Annotated in this window: 14 protein-coding genes; 4 read left to right on the top strand and 10 right to left on the bottom strand. The window is 72.3% G+C overall.

Going from position 1 to position 12,893, the window contains the following annotated elements; translation table 11 throughout:
- The first annotated feature begins 105 nt into the window (after window positions 1-105).
- Together ACFUJR_RS23715 and ACFUJR_RS23710 are read left to right on the top strand one after the other, a co-directional pair.
- Window positions 106-285, top strand: coding sequence for a hypothetical protein (locus ACFUJR_RS23715; protein WP_383169642.1), 180 nt, complete (start codon window positions 106-108; stop codon window positions 283-285).
- 51 nt (window positions 286-336) lie between these two features.
- Window positions 337-636 (top strand): DUF1876 domain-containing protein, encoded by a 300-nt coding sequence (locus tag ACFUJR_RS23710; RefSeq protein ID WP_361433997.1) that lies wholly within the window; start codon window positions 337-339, stop codon window positions 634-636.
- 57 nt (window positions 637-693) lie between these two features.
- On the opposite strand, the gene ACFUJR_RS23705 is transcribed toward ACFUJR_RS23710, so the two are convergent.
- The 5 genes from ACFUJR_RS23705 to ACFUJR_RS23685 all read right to left on the bottom strand — a co-directional run bounded on the left by ACFUJR_RS23705 (window position 694) and on the right by ACFUJR_RS23685 (window position 5,679).
- Complete coding sequence (locus ACFUJR_RS23705) at window positions 694-1,470, bottom strand: CBS domain-containing protein (protein ID WP_383169644.1); 777 nt, start codon at window positions 1,468-1,470, stop codon at window positions 694-696.
- Between the two features lie 228 nt (window positions 1,471-1,698).
- Window positions 1,699-2,958, bottom strand: coding sequence for a glycoside hydrolase family 64 protein (locus ACFUJR_RS23700; RefSeq protein ID WP_383169646.1), 1,260 nt, complete (start codon window positions 2,956-2,958; stop codon window positions 1,699-1,701).
- Between the two features lie 119 nt (window positions 2,959-3,077).
- Window positions 3,078-3,638, bottom strand: coding sequence for an exonuclease domain-containing protein (locus tag ACFUJR_RS23695; protein WP_383169648.1), 561 nt, complete (start codon window positions 3,636-3,638; stop codon window positions 3,078-3,080).
- 117 nt (window positions 3,639-3,755) lie between these two features.
- Window positions 3,756-4,421, bottom strand: coding sequence for a GntR family transcriptional regulator (locus ACFUJR_RS23690; protein WP_383169650.1), 666 nt, complete (start codon window positions 4,419-4,421; stop codon window positions 3,756-3,758).
- Window positions 4,422-4,503: 82 nt separating this feature from the next.
- Entirely contained in the window at window positions 4,504-5,679 is a 1,176-nt protein-coding gene (locus ACFUJR_RS23685) for a CaiB/BaiF CoA transferase family protein (protein ID WP_383169652.1), read from the bottom strand.
- A gap of 136 nt (window positions 5,680-5,815) precedes the next feature.
- On the opposite strand from ACFUJR_RS23685, the gene ACFUJR_RS23680 reads away from it, so the two are divergent.
- The gene (locus ACFUJR_RS23680) at window positions 5,816-7,021 is read left to right on the top strand and encodes an acyl-CoA dehydrogenase family protein (RefSeq protein ID WP_383169654.1); all 1,206 of its coding nucleotides are present in this window, start codon (window positions 5,816-5,818) and stop codon (window positions 7,019-7,021) included.
- A 21-nt stretch (window positions 7,022-7,042) separates the two neighbouring features.
- Here the strand turns inward: ACFUJR_RS23680 and ACFUJR_RS23675 are convergent, their stop codons facing one another.
- Both ACFUJR_RS23675 and ACFUJR_RS23670 read right to left on the bottom strand, forming a co-directional pair.
- On the bottom strand, window positions 7,043-7,546 hold the full coding sequence (locus ACFUJR_RS23675; protein WP_383169656.1) for an FBP domain-containing protein: 504 nt from the start codon (window positions 7,544-7,546) through the stop codon (window positions 7,043-7,045).
- A 70-nt stretch (window positions 7,547-7,616) separates the two neighbouring features.
- Complete coding sequence (locus ACFUJR_RS23670) at window positions 7,617-8,981, bottom strand: DUF6777 domain-containing protein (protein ID WP_383169658.1); 1,365 nt, start codon at window positions 8,979-8,981, stop codon at window positions 7,617-7,619.
- Between the two features lie 116 nt (window positions 8,982-9,097).
- On the opposite strand from ACFUJR_RS23670, the gene ACFUJR_RS23665 reads away from it, so the two are divergent.
- Window positions 9,098-10,435 carry a streptophobe family protein gene (locus tag ACFUJR_RS23665; protein ID WP_383169659.1) on the top strand — a complete coding sequence of 446 codons (1,338 nt, stop codon included), beginning with the start codon at window positions 9,098-9,100 and terminating at the stop codon, window positions 10,433-10,435.
- Window positions 10,436-10,460: 25 nt separating this feature from the next.
- On the opposite strand, the gene ACFUJR_RS23660 is transcribed toward ACFUJR_RS23665, so the two are convergent.
- The 3 genes from ACFUJR_RS23660 to ACFUJR_RS23650 all read right to left on the bottom strand — a co-directional run bounded on the left by ACFUJR_RS23660 (window position 10,461) and on the right by ACFUJR_RS23650 (window position 12,814).
- On the bottom strand, window positions 10,461-11,048 hold the full coding sequence (locus tag ACFUJR_RS23660; protein ID WP_383169661.1) for a TetR/AcrR family transcriptional regulator: 588 nt from the start codon (window positions 11,046-11,048) through the stop codon (window positions 10,461-10,463).
- Between the two features lie 87 nt (window positions 11,049-11,135).
- Window positions 11,136-12,140, bottom strand: coding sequence for a serine/threonine-protein kinase (locus ACFUJR_RS23655; RefSeq protein WP_383169663.1), 1,005 nt, complete (start codon window positions 12,138-12,140; stop codon window positions 11,136-11,138).
- Window positions 12,140-12,814: a hypothetical protein gene (locus tag ACFUJR_RS23650; protein WP_383169665.1), complete on the bottom strand. Its 675-nt coding sequence runs from the start codon at window positions 12,812-12,814 to the stop codon at window positions 12,140-12,142. The genes ACFUJR_RS23655 and ACFUJR_RS23650 overlap by 1 nt, the downstream gene beginning before the upstream one ends.
- Window positions 12,815-12,893 lie beyond the last annotated feature (79 nt).

The following is a 12,893-nucleotide window of genomic DNA, read 5'->3' as shown; positions in this document are numbered from 1 at the left end:
GCAGCCTGCTCGCCCCGGGAGGCGGCGCACATGGACGGGCGCGGGGGAGGGCTTGGACTTTGGCGCCGCGGTCGAGCGGGCCCCCGGCCACGATCAGGGGCCCGCATGTTCCCTCCGTCGGCCCGCTGTCCTGGTGCCTGGGGGGCGGTCGGGGTGGCCGTCGACGACGCGGGGCTGCGCGAGCGCATCGCGGCCGCCCGGCGCGCCCTGGACGACGTAGAGTCCGCCCTCTCCGCGCTCCCGCCGCCGCGCGCTCACGCGCGCGTGGACGGACCATGGGAGTAGGAAGGGACGCGCGGCGGCCCTACGCGTCCCGACGGTGCGAGGAGGCAGACCATGACACGGACCCTTGAGTGGACGGTCGGCCTGGAACTGGTCGAAGAGGACGGCAGGACCAAGGCCGAGGCGCATCTCAACACCGGCACGTCGACCCTCACCGGCCACGGCAGCGCACGGTGCAACCCGTCGGACGTGGACGTACCCGCGATCGGTGACGAACTCGCCGCGAGCCGGGCCATGAGGGACCTGGCCGGGCAGTTGATGCGCGAGGCCAACCGCGAGATGGAGGCGGTGGGCGCGGGGACCGTACCCCAGCACACCGGTCCCGGCTACGGCTGGCCCGAGGCGGTCTCGTAACGGGATCGCCTCGCGCACCGGGCCCGCCGGAACCTCACCGACGGGCCCGCTGCCGCGTCACACCCCGGGGGGCCGCAGATCGTCGACCGGGACACCGTGATCGGGGTCCTGGTCGCGCTCCGGCCCGAACGCCCGGGTACCGTCCCCGGCCCCGGCCAAGTCCACGCTCGCGTCCACGCTCCCGATCTCGGCGTCGTTCTCGGCGTCGTTCTCGTCGGCGTCGGCGTCGGCGTCGTCGCTCTCGGCGTCGTCCTCGTACGACAGCCGGTCCACGACCTCCACGACGCCGTCGACGCTCTCGCAGAGCCGGACGAAGGCGGGTGACAAGCTCCGGCGCGCCAGCGTGCCGCTGAGCGTCACCCGGCCCTCGTCGACGTCGACGTGGAGCGAGGCGGGGGAGAGGCCGAGGATGCGGACGACGACGTCCTCCAGGATCTCCTCCTGGATCGAGCGGTCGCGGCGCAGGAACAGCTGCAGCAGATCGCTCCGGCTGAGCACCCCGATGAGCTGACCGCCGGCGTCCACCACCGGCAGTCGCTTCACACGGTGCCGCTCCATCAGCCGTGCCGCCTCCACCGCGGTCCAGGACGGGCGGGCCACCACCACGGGGCTGGACATCATGGCCCCGGCGGTGCTCGGGCCGTCCTTGGCGGTGTGGCGGCGCAGGAGATCCGCCTCCGACACCACGCCGACCGGCCGGTCGGCCTCGTCGACGACCGGCACGGCGGTGATGCCGTACTCGTCGAGCAATCGCGCGATCTCCTTGAACGACGTCCCCGGCTGCACGGCCACCGCGGTCGGCGTCATCAGGTCGGCGACAGTGCGGTTCCGCATCGTCCGTTCCGTCCCTTCTCCGCTCCTCCTTCCATGATCCCTCACATGGCGGGACCGCCTGTGCCGTGGATGCTCCGCTGCGCGTCGACGTACGGGACACCGGCGCCGGGCCCGTCGAGGGCCCGGGCCGCGCCGGGGCCCGAACCGTCCGCCGCGACGGAAAGGTCGGCGCGTACGCACGTATGACCGGAGAGTGCGTCGGAGCGCTGCGCCCGGCCCCGTTCGTCGCTAGTTGAACGGGTCGAGTGTGACGTACGCCTGCTGCGGGTTGCCGTCGTGCACCAGGGACTCGTGCGCGCCGACGTCGTCGAAGGCGAAGCCGTAGGCCTTGCCGTCCGCCATGCGCGCGTGGATCTCGCGCGCGTAGTGGTTGGTGACGGAGTCCCGGTAGAAGCCGGCCGACGTGGTGTCCGGCTGCTGGGGGTTGGTGAGGAGGGTGGAGCGGTTGTATCCCGCGCAGAGGGTACGGGAGATGGGGCCGCGGACTTGATCGTTGGGCGCGTCGAGCCGCTTGTAGCAGCCGAAGACACTGTCGGAGTCGGGCTTCTGGAACGAGGTGACGACCGCGCCGGAGGTGTCGGTGAAGTTCATGATGTTGCCCGAGACGCGGCCGAAGTACTTCACGGACGGCTGGTTGGCGAAGGGGGTCACGGTGAGCGTCGAGGAGCTGTACTTCGTCCAGACGCGGTTGATGTAGTCGTCCATCACGGTGGACGGCAGTGCGCCGGCCTCGACGCCGTGGCCCGGCGCGAGGGTGCGCAGCACGGTGCCGTCGGAGCGGGTCTGGATCAGGTTCGCCCAGCCGCCGGGGCGGGCGCGGAGCGCGTCGATGAAGCCGTTGTAACCGCCGGGCTTGAGCCGGCCGGTGGTGGTGACGCTTCCGTCGGGGCGCCGGACGCCGACCGCGTACGGGGCCGAGACCATGTCGACCTGTGTGCTGTTGAGCCAGAGGCCCGCGTCGTTGAGCGTGTACTCGGACCAGTTGAAGAGGATGTTCCGGTTGGGGTCGCCCGGGTTCTGGACGGCGGGCTGCACGACACCACCGGTAGCCAGCTTGAAGACGAGCTTCTGGCCGTAGCTGAAGTAGATCCGGCCGGAGAACTTCGGCAGCCGGATCGTCATGGACTGCCCGCGGGCGGGGCCGGGGATGGCGGCGTCGGGTGCGGGGACCGGGACCGGACTTCCGGCGGGCCAGGGGTGGAAGGTGCCGCTCGCGTCCGCCCAGCCCTGGCGGCCTGTGGAGAGTTGGGTACCGAGGTTGTAGACGTAGATCTGCTCGTTGCGGCCGGAGTTGTTGGTGAACGTGAGCGGAATGGTGGCCGGGACGGCGGCGGCCCCGGTGGCGTCGGCGGCCTCGGCGGCGGTACCGGCGGACGCGGCCCGGACCGTGGGGGAGGGGCCGGCGAGCGTGACGGCGGTACCGATCAGGGCGGCGGCGGTGACGGGCGCCAGCAGGGTGAGCCTGCGGCGACGGCGGTGGGAAGGCACTGTGGGGGCTCCTCGGGTGTGGGGTGCGAGGGCTGAAAAGGGTCTGAGAGCGCTCTGAGAGCGCTCTCAGAATGGTGAGAATGAGATGACCCTGTCAATGCTTGCGGACGTCCGGGATGCTAGGCGGACGGCCAGGCGCTCCGGTCGTTCAGCAGAAGGACGAGTGCGGCGATGTTCCAGGCGTCGTCCTCGCCCCGGTGATGCCGGCCCTCCAGCGGCAGTCCCGCGATCTCCAACGCCCGCGCCATACCCGGGCGTTTGGCCAGGCCGTTCGCCTCGGTGAAGACGGCCTTGGCGTTGGTGTGCCGGTGGCCGAAGGGGTACTCCGTACCGGTCACCCGGCACTGCTCCGTGAACTGCCTGCGGTCGTAGTCGCCCCAACTGGCCCACGGGCGCAGCCCGCCGGCATGCTCGACGGCGAGCAGCCGGCAGGCCGTGGCGAAGTCCACGCCGGTGTCGACCTCCGCCTGCGTGAGGCCGGTCAGCTCGGTGCAGAACGGGCTGACCGTGGACCGGGCGGGCCTGACCAGGATGCGATGGCGGCCCGTCCGCTCGCCCGCGTCCAGGTCGACGACGGTGAGCCCGATCTCGATGATCTCGCTCACGGCCCCCGGCGGCCGCTTCCCGTCCCAGCAGGTCGCCTCGACGTCGACGATGTTCAGCAGGCGTCCATGACTCATGGCGACGAGGCTAGAGCGGGGGTGTGGAGGTGGTCACCCGGTTTTCGGGCGACGGGCACACCGGCGGGCGGGCGTGTGAACGGGCGGGCGTGTGAACCGGGGGCGCCGACCGGTGGTTCACTCCAGGTCCAGGATCTCCCGCAGTGCGGCGACCGCGTGGGCCCGGTGCTCGTCGAGCCACCGCACCGCGGCCTCCTCGTCCCCGTTGCGTACCGCCGAGATGGCGGCACGGTGCTCCCGTACCGCCAACTCGCGGTTCGGCTCCTCCGTGTAGTACAGCGAACGGTAGGCGTCGGTGGCGTCCCACAGGGTGGTGATCAGCCGGACCAGACGCGGCATCCCGGATGCCTCGATCAGGGCGAAGTGGAAGCGACGGTTGGCCGCTGCCATCGCCGTCACGTCCCCGGCGTCGGCCGCCCGTTCCACCTCCCGCTGGATCTTCTCCAGGGAGGTGAGGAGCCCGTCCTCGCCCCGCCGGAGCCCCGTGCGGACCGCCTCGGTCTCCAGGAGCTGCCGGATCCGGTAGACCTCCTCCAGATCCGCGAGCGACAGCTCGGCGACGAAGTAGCCCCGGTGGACGTGGTGGACGACGAGGCCCTCGCCCTCCAGGATCTTCAGGGCCTCCCGCAGGGGTACGCGGCTGACGTCGAGGCGGGCGGCGAGCGCGTCCTGGCGGATCTGCCCGCCGGGCCGCAGTTCACCGGCGGTGATCGCGCGCCGCAGCTCTTCGAGGACGAACTGCTGGGCGGTCGGCGGCCGCCCCTTCCGCACCGCGCTGCTCATCGCCTGTGACCTTCCGTCGTTCGGTAGTTCTGTTGTTCGGTTGCTCCGTCGTTCCGTGTCCCTGAACGATCCGTATATCGTCCTACGGGTCTTCGGGTACCCCTTCCAGCTCACCGACCAGGGAGGCGGTGTGCTCTCCCAGTCGCGGGGGCGTGGCGCGATAGGAGGGCGGGGTGACACCGAGCGTGATCGGGTTGACGACCTGTCCCGGGCCGGCCGCCTCGGCCGGCACCCGGGGCGCGAGGCCCAGCCGGTCGGCCAGGTCGAAGGCGGCGGCGAGATCGTTGATCGGCCCGCACGGCACTCCGGCGGCGGTGAGTTCCTCGAACCAGTGGTCGGCGTTCCGTTCGGAGAGAGGACCGGCCAGCGCCCCGACCAGCTCCTCGCGGTGGGCGACGCGGACGGTGTTGGTGGCGAAGCGCGCGTCGTCGGCGAGGCCGGGCAGGCCGAGGCACGCACAGAGCGCCCGGAACTGACGGTCGTTCCCCACGGCGAGGACCAGGGGGCGGTCCTGCGCCTCGAACACCTCGTAAGGGGCGATGCTCGGGTGCCGGTTTCCCATGGCACGGGGGACGACACCGGCCCCGAGGAGGGCGGCGGACTGGTTGGTGAGCGCGGAAAGGAGCGAGGTGAGCAGCGAGACCTCGACGCGCTGGCCCTCGCCGGTACGTTCACGGTGCCGCAGCGCGGCGAGGACGCCTATGCCCGCGTGGAGGCCGGTGATCACGTCGACGAGCGCGACCCCCGCCTTCGTGCCCTGCCCGTCCGGCTCGCCGGTCACGCTCATCAGACCGCCCATGGCCTGGACGAGGAGGTCGTAGCCGGGCAGGCCGGCGCCCTCTGCGGCGCCGAACCCGGTGACCGAGCAGTAGACGAGTCCGGGGTTGGACGCGCGCACGTCCTCGTAACCGAGGCCGAGCCTCTCCATCGTGCCGGGGCGGAAGTTCTCCACGAGGACATCGGCGCGCTCCACGACGGCCCGGGCCGTGGCCAGATCGGCCGGGTCGGTCAGGTCCAGGGCGACGGAGCGCTTGTTCCGGTTCACCCCGAGGAAGTAGGTCGCCTGTCCGTCGGCGAAGGGAGGACCCCAGGCGCGGGTGTCGTCCCCGGACCCGGGCCGCTCGATCTTGATGACATCGGCGCCCAGATCGGCCAGCAGCATCGTCATGTACGGACCGGCCAGAACGCGCCCGAAGTCGGCCACCACGATCCCGGACAGGGCCCCGGGGCCGGCCGTCACCTGCTGATCCGCGCCCATCACGCTCTCCTCCGCCGGTGATCGGATCCAGCTGGAACGTACGCATCGGAGATCCGATATTCAATACTGGATCCAAAATCCGATCTGCCGATACGCTTCGGAGCGCCGCATAGCCGCACGAGCCTGGAGGCCGTCCGTGAAGCCGTCGCCGCAGTCGCCGAACGCGTCGAAGCCGACTCCCGTCCACCCCTTCGATCTGCTGGCGATCGACGGTCTGCTGAGCGACGAGGAGCGGGACATCCGCCGGACCGTGCGCACCATGGCGGACAAGGAGCTGCGCCCCCACGTCGCCGAGTGGTTCGAGGCCGGGGCCATCCCCGCCCGGGAACTCGCCAGGCAGCTGGGCGGCGTCGGCGTCCTCGGCATGCACCTGGAGGGCTACGGCTGCGCGGGCACCAACGCCGTCGCGTACGGCCTGGCCTGTCTGGAGCTCGAAGCGGTCGACTCCGGCCTGCGCAGCCTGGTCTCCGTGCAGGGCTCCCTGGCGATGTACGCGATCTGGAAGTTCGGCTCCGAGGAGCAGAAGCAGCAGTGGCTGCCCGGTATGGCCGCGGGCGAGTACATCGGCTGCTTCGGGCTCACCGAGCCGGACGCGGGATCGGATCCCGGAGCCATGCGCACCCGCGCCCGGCGCGACGGCGAGGACTGGGTGCTCAACGGCACCAAGATGTGGATCACCAACGGCTCGGTCGCCGACGTGGCCGTCGTGTGGGCCCGTACCGACGAAGGCGTCCGCGGCTTCCTGGTGCCCGCCGGCACCCCCGGTTTCAGCGCGCCCGAGATCAAGCAGAAGCTGTCACTGCGCGCGAGCGTGACCAGCGAACTGGTCCTCGAGGACGTACGGCTGCCGGCCGACGCGATGCTGCCCGAGGCGCGCGGACTGTCCGGCCCGCTCGGCTGCCTCAACGAGGCGCGGTTCGGGATCGTGTTCGGCGCCCTCGGCGCCGCCCGCGACTGTCTGGAGTCCGCGATCGCCTACGCCGGCGACCGCATCGTCTTCGAACGGCCCCTCGCCTCCTACCAGCTGACCCAGCAGAAGCTGGCGGACATGTCCCTGGAGCTCGGCAAGGGCATGCTCCTCGCCCTGCACCTGGGACGCCTCAAGGACGCGGGCGGTCTCACGGCCGAGCAGGTCAGCGTGGGCAAGCTGAACAACGTACGGGAGGCCATCGCCATCGCCCGCGAGTGCCGCACCGTACTCGGCGCGAACGGCATCACCCTGGAGTACCCGGTGATGCGCCATGCCAACAACCTGGAGTCGGTCCTCACCTACGAGGGCACCAGCGAGGTCCACTCCCTGGTCATCGGCAAGGCGCTCACGGGCGAGCAGGCCTTTCGCTGAGCAGCGCCCCGCGCTTCCCCCCTAGCCGGCCGTGACCTTGGCGAGGAACGCGTCCAGGTTGGAGGACGTCCGCTCGATCCGCTCCTCCAGCGTCAGCGACTCCTCCTGGCGGCCGGCCCGCAGCCTGGGCTGGCGCCTGCCGCGGATGTAGAGGGAACAGGCCAGGTCGGAGCAGATGTAGATGCCGACCGTGTTCCCCTCGCGTCCGCGGCTGCCGGCGAGCGGCGCCGCGAGCAGGGTCACGCCCGACGAGGCATGTCCCGTGAGACAGACCTGGCACAGGCTGGACTTGACCGCGCTCGTGCGGCTCGTGGCGGGCACCCGCAGGGTGATGCCGAGCGGACCGTCCTCACGGGCCACCACGAGGTGGGCGCGCAGCGGCGCGCCCGGGTCGACCCAGCCGAGGAAGTCGAGGTCCTGCCAGGGGAGTTCGGCGAAGTCCAGCGGCAGCTTGAGTCTGCTTGCCTCGCCCTTCGTGCAGTTCACGAAGGACGAGCGGATCTGTCGGTCGGTGAGAGCTTCCACTCGGTGGACCGTACACGGATCGCGGGGACCCGGTCATCCGGATATCTCCCGGGGAGTCTCGGGCGGTCGCTCAGGCGTCCGGCCGGGCGTGCAGGGCGGACGAGCCCGCGACCATGGCGCTGTCCGGCCCGGACCGGGGGACCGGTGCCGAGCCGTCCGCCGCTTGTGGGCTGACCACGGAGGCCGACTGGTCCGTCGTGCCGCCGGTGGTCCCGTCCGTGGCCGTGTCGCCGGTCGCCGGCTCCGACGGCGTACTCGTACCGGGGGCATCGGGTGAGGCGGGCGACTCGGGGGCCGGCGGCGACGAGGGCGTGGAGACCGAGGGGGACGGCGAGGTCGGGGACTCCGTCACCGAGTCCGAGACGGAGGGCGACGGAGGTGCCGTCGGGGGGGACGTCGGCTTGTCCTGGCCCCCCGTGTCGCCCGGCTCGCGGGCGAACCAGCCGTCGGTCTCGGGGTCGTACACGATGAAGACGTTCACCACGGTCACCGAGGGCGCCACGACCACCACCTGGGAGGGCTGGTAGCCCGCCCACGGGGTGCCCGTCGTCTTCGGCGCCTGCTGGGCGACCGGCGGCGTCAGCGGATTGCCACAGGCGCAGCGCACCCGGGGCACACCCCGGTCGTCGACGAGCACCGCCGTACCGGCCTGGAGGACCGCCTGGTACGAGGTGGCGGTGCCGTCCCGGAAGCCGTGGTTGGTCACCCGCGTGTCGACCCGGAGCTGGAGCGGGGTCAGGGAGCGCAGGTAGCCAGGGACTTCGTTCGCGGACATGCCGAGAGTCGAGGCGAAGGCCGCGTTCTTGGCGGGCTGGTCGGCGAGATAGCTCACCTGCCGTTCGACGTCGCAGCTCGCCGCGTTCCGCGTTCCGCCGTACAGCCCCGCCGCCGAACCCGACACGCTGCGCGTGGCGGTGGCCTCCGCGGACCTGGTCGCACTGGGCAGCGGGGCGGGGGACAGCGAGGCATCCGCGGCGTCGGCCGTCGACTCGGTGAAGGGATCGGGGCCGGCGGCGGAGGCGTTCTGCAGGAACACCTCACCACCGCCGGAGCCGCCACCGCCACCGCCGTCGCCGTCCGGACGGGTGAGGACGACCACCAGGGCGATGGCCGCGACCAGCGCGGCGGCGATCGACGCCACCTTGGGTACGGAACGCCACCAGGGGCCCCCGCCGCCGCCCGCGCCACCGGCTCCACCGTCACCCGGGCCGCCCGGTACACCGCCGCCACCGGTTCCGTCACCGCCGCCGGGCCCGCCACCGCCCGCGGTTCCGCCGCCGGAACCGCGCGATCCACCCCCCGAGGCGCCGCGCGGGGGCCCGGAGGGCGGTGGGGGGCCGGCCGCTCCCGGTGTGGTGCTCGGGCCCGAGAGCGGACCCGAAGGGGGACCTGAGGGGGGTACCGAGGGGCGGTCGGACGGTGGGTGGGAAGTCACGTTTTTCCCTTTCTTCCGTTCCGGGCCCATTGTGTGCGTGGAACCGCCGTCCGCAAGCGGACGACGCCCACCCATCGGTACTGCGCAGGTCAACCACCGGTACTAGCGTGGGGAGCGTGAGCAGTCGGCTCCCCACCACATCCGGCCCGGCGCACGACGCCCAGCACCTCGCCCGCCACTGGGGCGAGGCGTTGGCAGCGGTCCTCGCCGGGTTCGTCGCGATGGCGGTCGTCGCCGCGCTCGGCCTCTGGGCCGCGGGCGCCGCCGACCTGCCCGGCGGCTTCGTGAACCTCGTCGCCGCGGTCGTCGTGATGGCCGCGGGCGGCCAGATCGGTCTCTCCGGCGACGCCGGCGCACTCGCGGGCACGAACGCCGATCTCACCGCCATGCCCCTCACCGTCACCCTGGTGGGTGCACTGGTCACGGGCTTCTGTTTTCTGCTCCCGCTGCGTCATCACGCCGTCGCCAGGACCCGTGACCTGCTCGCCCGCGTCGCGCGCACCGTCCTGCTCTGGCTGGCCGCGCTCGCCGGTCTCTCGGCCCTCGCCCGCCATGACTTCCCCGTCTCGATCGGTGGCGGCGAGAGCCAGGACGCGATGTCCGACCTCTTCGGCGAACTCCTCGACGCGGTGGACCCCACCGTCGGTTTCCGCACCGAACTCGGCCCCACCCTGCTGTTCGGCCTGCTCTGGATCCTCGGCGTCCTTCTCATCGCCCTGCTGGTCTCGCGCGGAACCCCGCTTCCGCCCCGACTGGTCCGCTACCACGAGTCCGTACGGCCGGTCGCCTCCGCGATGCTGCTCCTGCTCCTCGCGTACGTGCTCGTCGGCCTGGTCATCGGGATCGTCGTGGCGGCGACCCGGGGGCACGCGTCCGAGACCCTCGCCGTGATCCTGCTCGGCCTGCCCAACGTCAGCTGGCTCGCCCTCGGGGTCGGCATCGGAGGCTCCTGGGAGGGGACGGTCGAGGGTCCGTTCGGGCTGCCGATGCCCCCGATCCTCGACTCGGTGCTGCGCACGGACACCGGCGGCCTCTCGACCGTGGACCTGTCCTCCCTCGCCTCGTACGACTCCCGGGCCTGGTGGATGCTGCCGATCGCGGCCGTCCTCGTCCTGGCCGTGGCGTTCGTGGCAGCCGTCCGTTCGCCGTCCCGCACACGCCTCTGGCAGCACGCGCTCCACCTGGGCATCGCCTTCGCCCTGACCATGCTGGTCGTCGCTCCGATCACGAACGTCGAAGCGCGCTTCGGGCTCTCCATCCTCGGTATCGGCGAGCTGGAATCCCTCGGCGGACAGGTCGTGCTGCGTCCGCACGTCTGGAAGACGGCAGGCTTCGCCCTGCTGTGGGGGCTCGCCGCGGGCTTTCTCGGCGGGCTGCTCGCCTCGCGCGTCCACCGCCGCGGCGAGGTGGACACCCCCGAGCGGCAGCGGCAGCGGCAGCGGCCGAAGGGCTGAGGCGAGGCCCGCTTACGTACGCGAGTCAGCGGTACGAGGCGACGAGACGCGCCAGATGGCGCCCCGCGACCTCCAGCGGCACCGCGCTGCGGGCGGTCTGCGCCGCCAGCTCGGCGCCCTCCAGCGTGGCGATCACCGTGTGCGCCAGCTCCTCGGCGTCCGTCTCGGCGAACCCCGTCGCGGCCAGCTTCCCCGTCACCACCGCCCGCCACCTGGCGAACGCCTCGGCGGCCGCCTGCTGGAGGTCCGGGGCCGTGGTCGCCGTACCCACGACGGCGGAGGTGACCGGACACCCGTCGAGCCAGTCGGAGTCCCGCAGCCCCTGCGCGAGGGCCGCGGTGAGTGCGACGAGGGCCCTCTCCGGCTCGGGCTCCGTGTCGAGCGCCTCCCGCAGGAACTCGGTGAACTCCTCGTCGCCGAGCCGCACGGCGGCCGTGCCGAGCTCCTGCTTCCCGCCGGGGAAGAAGTGGTACAGGGACCCGAGCGTCGCACCGGCCTCGCGCGAGATCTGCTTGATGCCGGTGCCCTCGTAGCCCTGGCGCTGCATCAGGCGCGACGTCGTACGCACGATCCGCTCGCGCGTTCCGGCGGTCTCGGGATCGTAGGGGGTCATGGTCTTCACCCCGTCACACTATCGAACTTGAGCGTTCGTTCTAGGGGTGCCCGGGGAAGGGGCGCCCCTGAAGCCGTGGGCGTCGGGTCAGTGCCTGGTCGGGGGCGGCGTCCGGAAGACAGGGCGGGCCCAGGCCGGGGGTTCGGGGGGCGGTGACGGGGGCTCCGGGCCGAGCAGGCCGGTGCCGCCGCCCGGACCGGGACCGCCCCGCTCCAGGGCCGCCCGCAGCGCCGCGACGAACTCCAGACACGTCCCGTAACGCTCCTCCGGAGTCTTGGCCAGCGCCTTGGCCAGCACCTCGTCCGCCGCCTCCGGCAGCTCCGGACGTTCCGCGGACGGCGGGGGCGGGGGATCGTACTGGTGGGCCCAGAGCAGCGCCATGTCGTCGTCGCGGCGGAACGGCGGCATGCCGGTCAGCATCTCCTGGACCACACACGCCAGGCTGTACACATCGCAGCGGCCGTCCACCGGTTTCCCCGAGATCTGTTCCGGCGCCACGTAGTCGAGCGTTCCGACGAACTGGCCGACCGTCGTCAGACCGGTCAGCGACAACGACTTCTTCGTCAGTCCGAAGTCCGTCAGATACACGTGCTCCGGATGGTCGCTGTCCGTGCCCTCGGCGACCAGGATGTTGCCCGGCTTCACGTCCCGGTGGACCAGGTCGTGGGCGTGCGCCGCGTCCAGCGCGGACGCCACCTGGACGGCGATTCGGCCCGCCGTCACCGGCTCCAGCGGGCCCTCGCGGTCGAGGAGTGCCCGCAGGTCGCGCCCGGCGACGTAGCGCATCGCGATGTACAGCACGCCTTCCGTCTCTCCCGCCTCGAAGACAGGCACGATGTGCGGATGGTCGATCGCGGCGGCCACCCGCGACTCGTGGGCGAACCGCTTGCGGAAGGTGTCGTTGCGGGCCAGCTCGGGCGCCAGCAGTTTCAGCGCCACGGTCCGGTCCAGCCGCAGGTCGCGTGCCCGGTACACGACCGCCATCCCGCCACGGCCGATCTCGGCCTCGACCGTGTAGCCGGCGATCTGCCTGCCGACCAGTCCCGACTCCCGGCCGACGGGCAGATCCGCGTTACGGGCGGCGCCGGCCATCAGCCCTCACCCGGCTGGTCCGCCCGGTCCACGACCCGGGTGGGGGGCGGTCCCGCCGGGCGCACCGACGGACCGTCGCCCTCGTCGAGGCGGGGGACCACCCGCGTCGGCTCGTGCCCGGCCTCCGCCACCGCGCCCTCGGGCGGGCTCGCGGCCGCCGAGGGGCGCGCCGAGGTGGCGTACGTGCTCAGCGCCGTACCGTCGCAGTACACCCAGCGCTCGTGCTCCGCGTCGTACAGCCAGAGCGACTCGCCGTCGACCACCATCCCCACCCGCAGTCCGTGCGTCCGCCGCCCGAACGTGCCCCCGTCGGCCCGGCCGGCCGCCAGCTCCTCCGCCGCCCGCCGGTAGCGGCCGAGCGACTCCTCCGCTCGGGCGATCAGCGGCCGGGGGTCGGCGGTCCTGGCGAGCTGCTGACGGGCCTCCGGCGGATCCACGGGTACGGAGACGAGGAGCCGCGCGTCGACCCAGGCGGTCCACCCGTTGGAGCACAGGACCTGGCCCCAGTCCCCGACACGGTCCGTGAGCTGCACGGGCAGGAAGGCGTCGAGCGGCACGGTGGGCAGGCCCGGATCGGGGGTCTCCCAGGTGGGCAGACCGTCGCGCGGCACGACATGGGTCGGACGGAAGTCCGGAATGCCGTCCGGTACCGGGGGAGTGACCGGGATGCCCATGGGCCGCCTGCTTTCACCGTTCCGGATATCGGATGCTTCATCCTGGATGTCTGTTCCAGGATCGTGGATCCCGAATCCT

It is taken from the genome of Streptomyces sp. NPDC057271, assembly GCF_042668715.1.
GTDB lineage: Bacteria > Actinomycetota > Actinomycetes > Streptomycetales > Streptomycetaceae > Streptomyces.
The sequence above is the reverse complement of the archived record's forward strand: the minus strand, read 5'-3'. Positions and strand labels throughout refer to the sequence as shown.

Excerpts from the sequence above, each read along its gene's own strand:
- ACFUJR_RS23715 (WP_383169642.1), top strand. The coding sequence starts at position 106 with ATGTTCCCTCCGTCGGCCCGCTGTCCTGGTGCCTGGGGGGCGGTCGGG.
- ACFUJR_RS23710 (WP_361433997.1), top strand. The coding sequence starts at position 337 with ATGACACGGACCCTTGAGTGGACGGTCGGCCTGGAACTGGTCGAAGAG.
- ACFUJR_RS23705 (WP_383169644.1), bottom strand. The coding sequence starts at position 1,470 with ATGCGGAACCGCACTGTCGCCGACCTGATGACGCCGACCGCGGTGGCC.
- ACFUJR_RS23695 (WP_383169648.1), bottom strand. The coding sequence starts at position 3,638 with ATGAGTCATGGACGCCTGCTGAACATCGTCGACGTCGAGGCGACCTGC.
- ACFUJR_RS23690 (WP_383169650.1), bottom strand. The coding sequence starts at position 4,421 with ATGAGCAGCGCGGTGCGGAAGGGGCGGCCGCCGACCGCCCAGCAGTTC.
- ACFUJR_RS23685 (WP_383169652.1), bottom strand. The coding sequence starts at position 5,679 with ATGGGCGCGGATCAGCAGGTGACGGCCGGCCCCGGGGCCCTGTCCGGG.
- ACFUJR_RS23660 (WP_383169661.1), bottom strand. The coding sequence starts at position 11,048 with ATGACCCCCTACGATCCCGAGACCGCCGGAACGCGCGAGCGGATCGTG.
- ACFUJR_RS23655 (WP_383169663.1), bottom strand. The coding sequence starts at position 12,140 with ATGGCCGGCGCCGCCCGTAACGCGGATCTGCCCGTCGGCCGGGAGTCG.
- ACFUJR_RS23650 (WP_383169665.1), bottom strand. The coding sequence starts at position 12,814 with ATGGGCATCCCGGTCACTCCCCCGGTACCGGACGGCATTCCGGACTTC.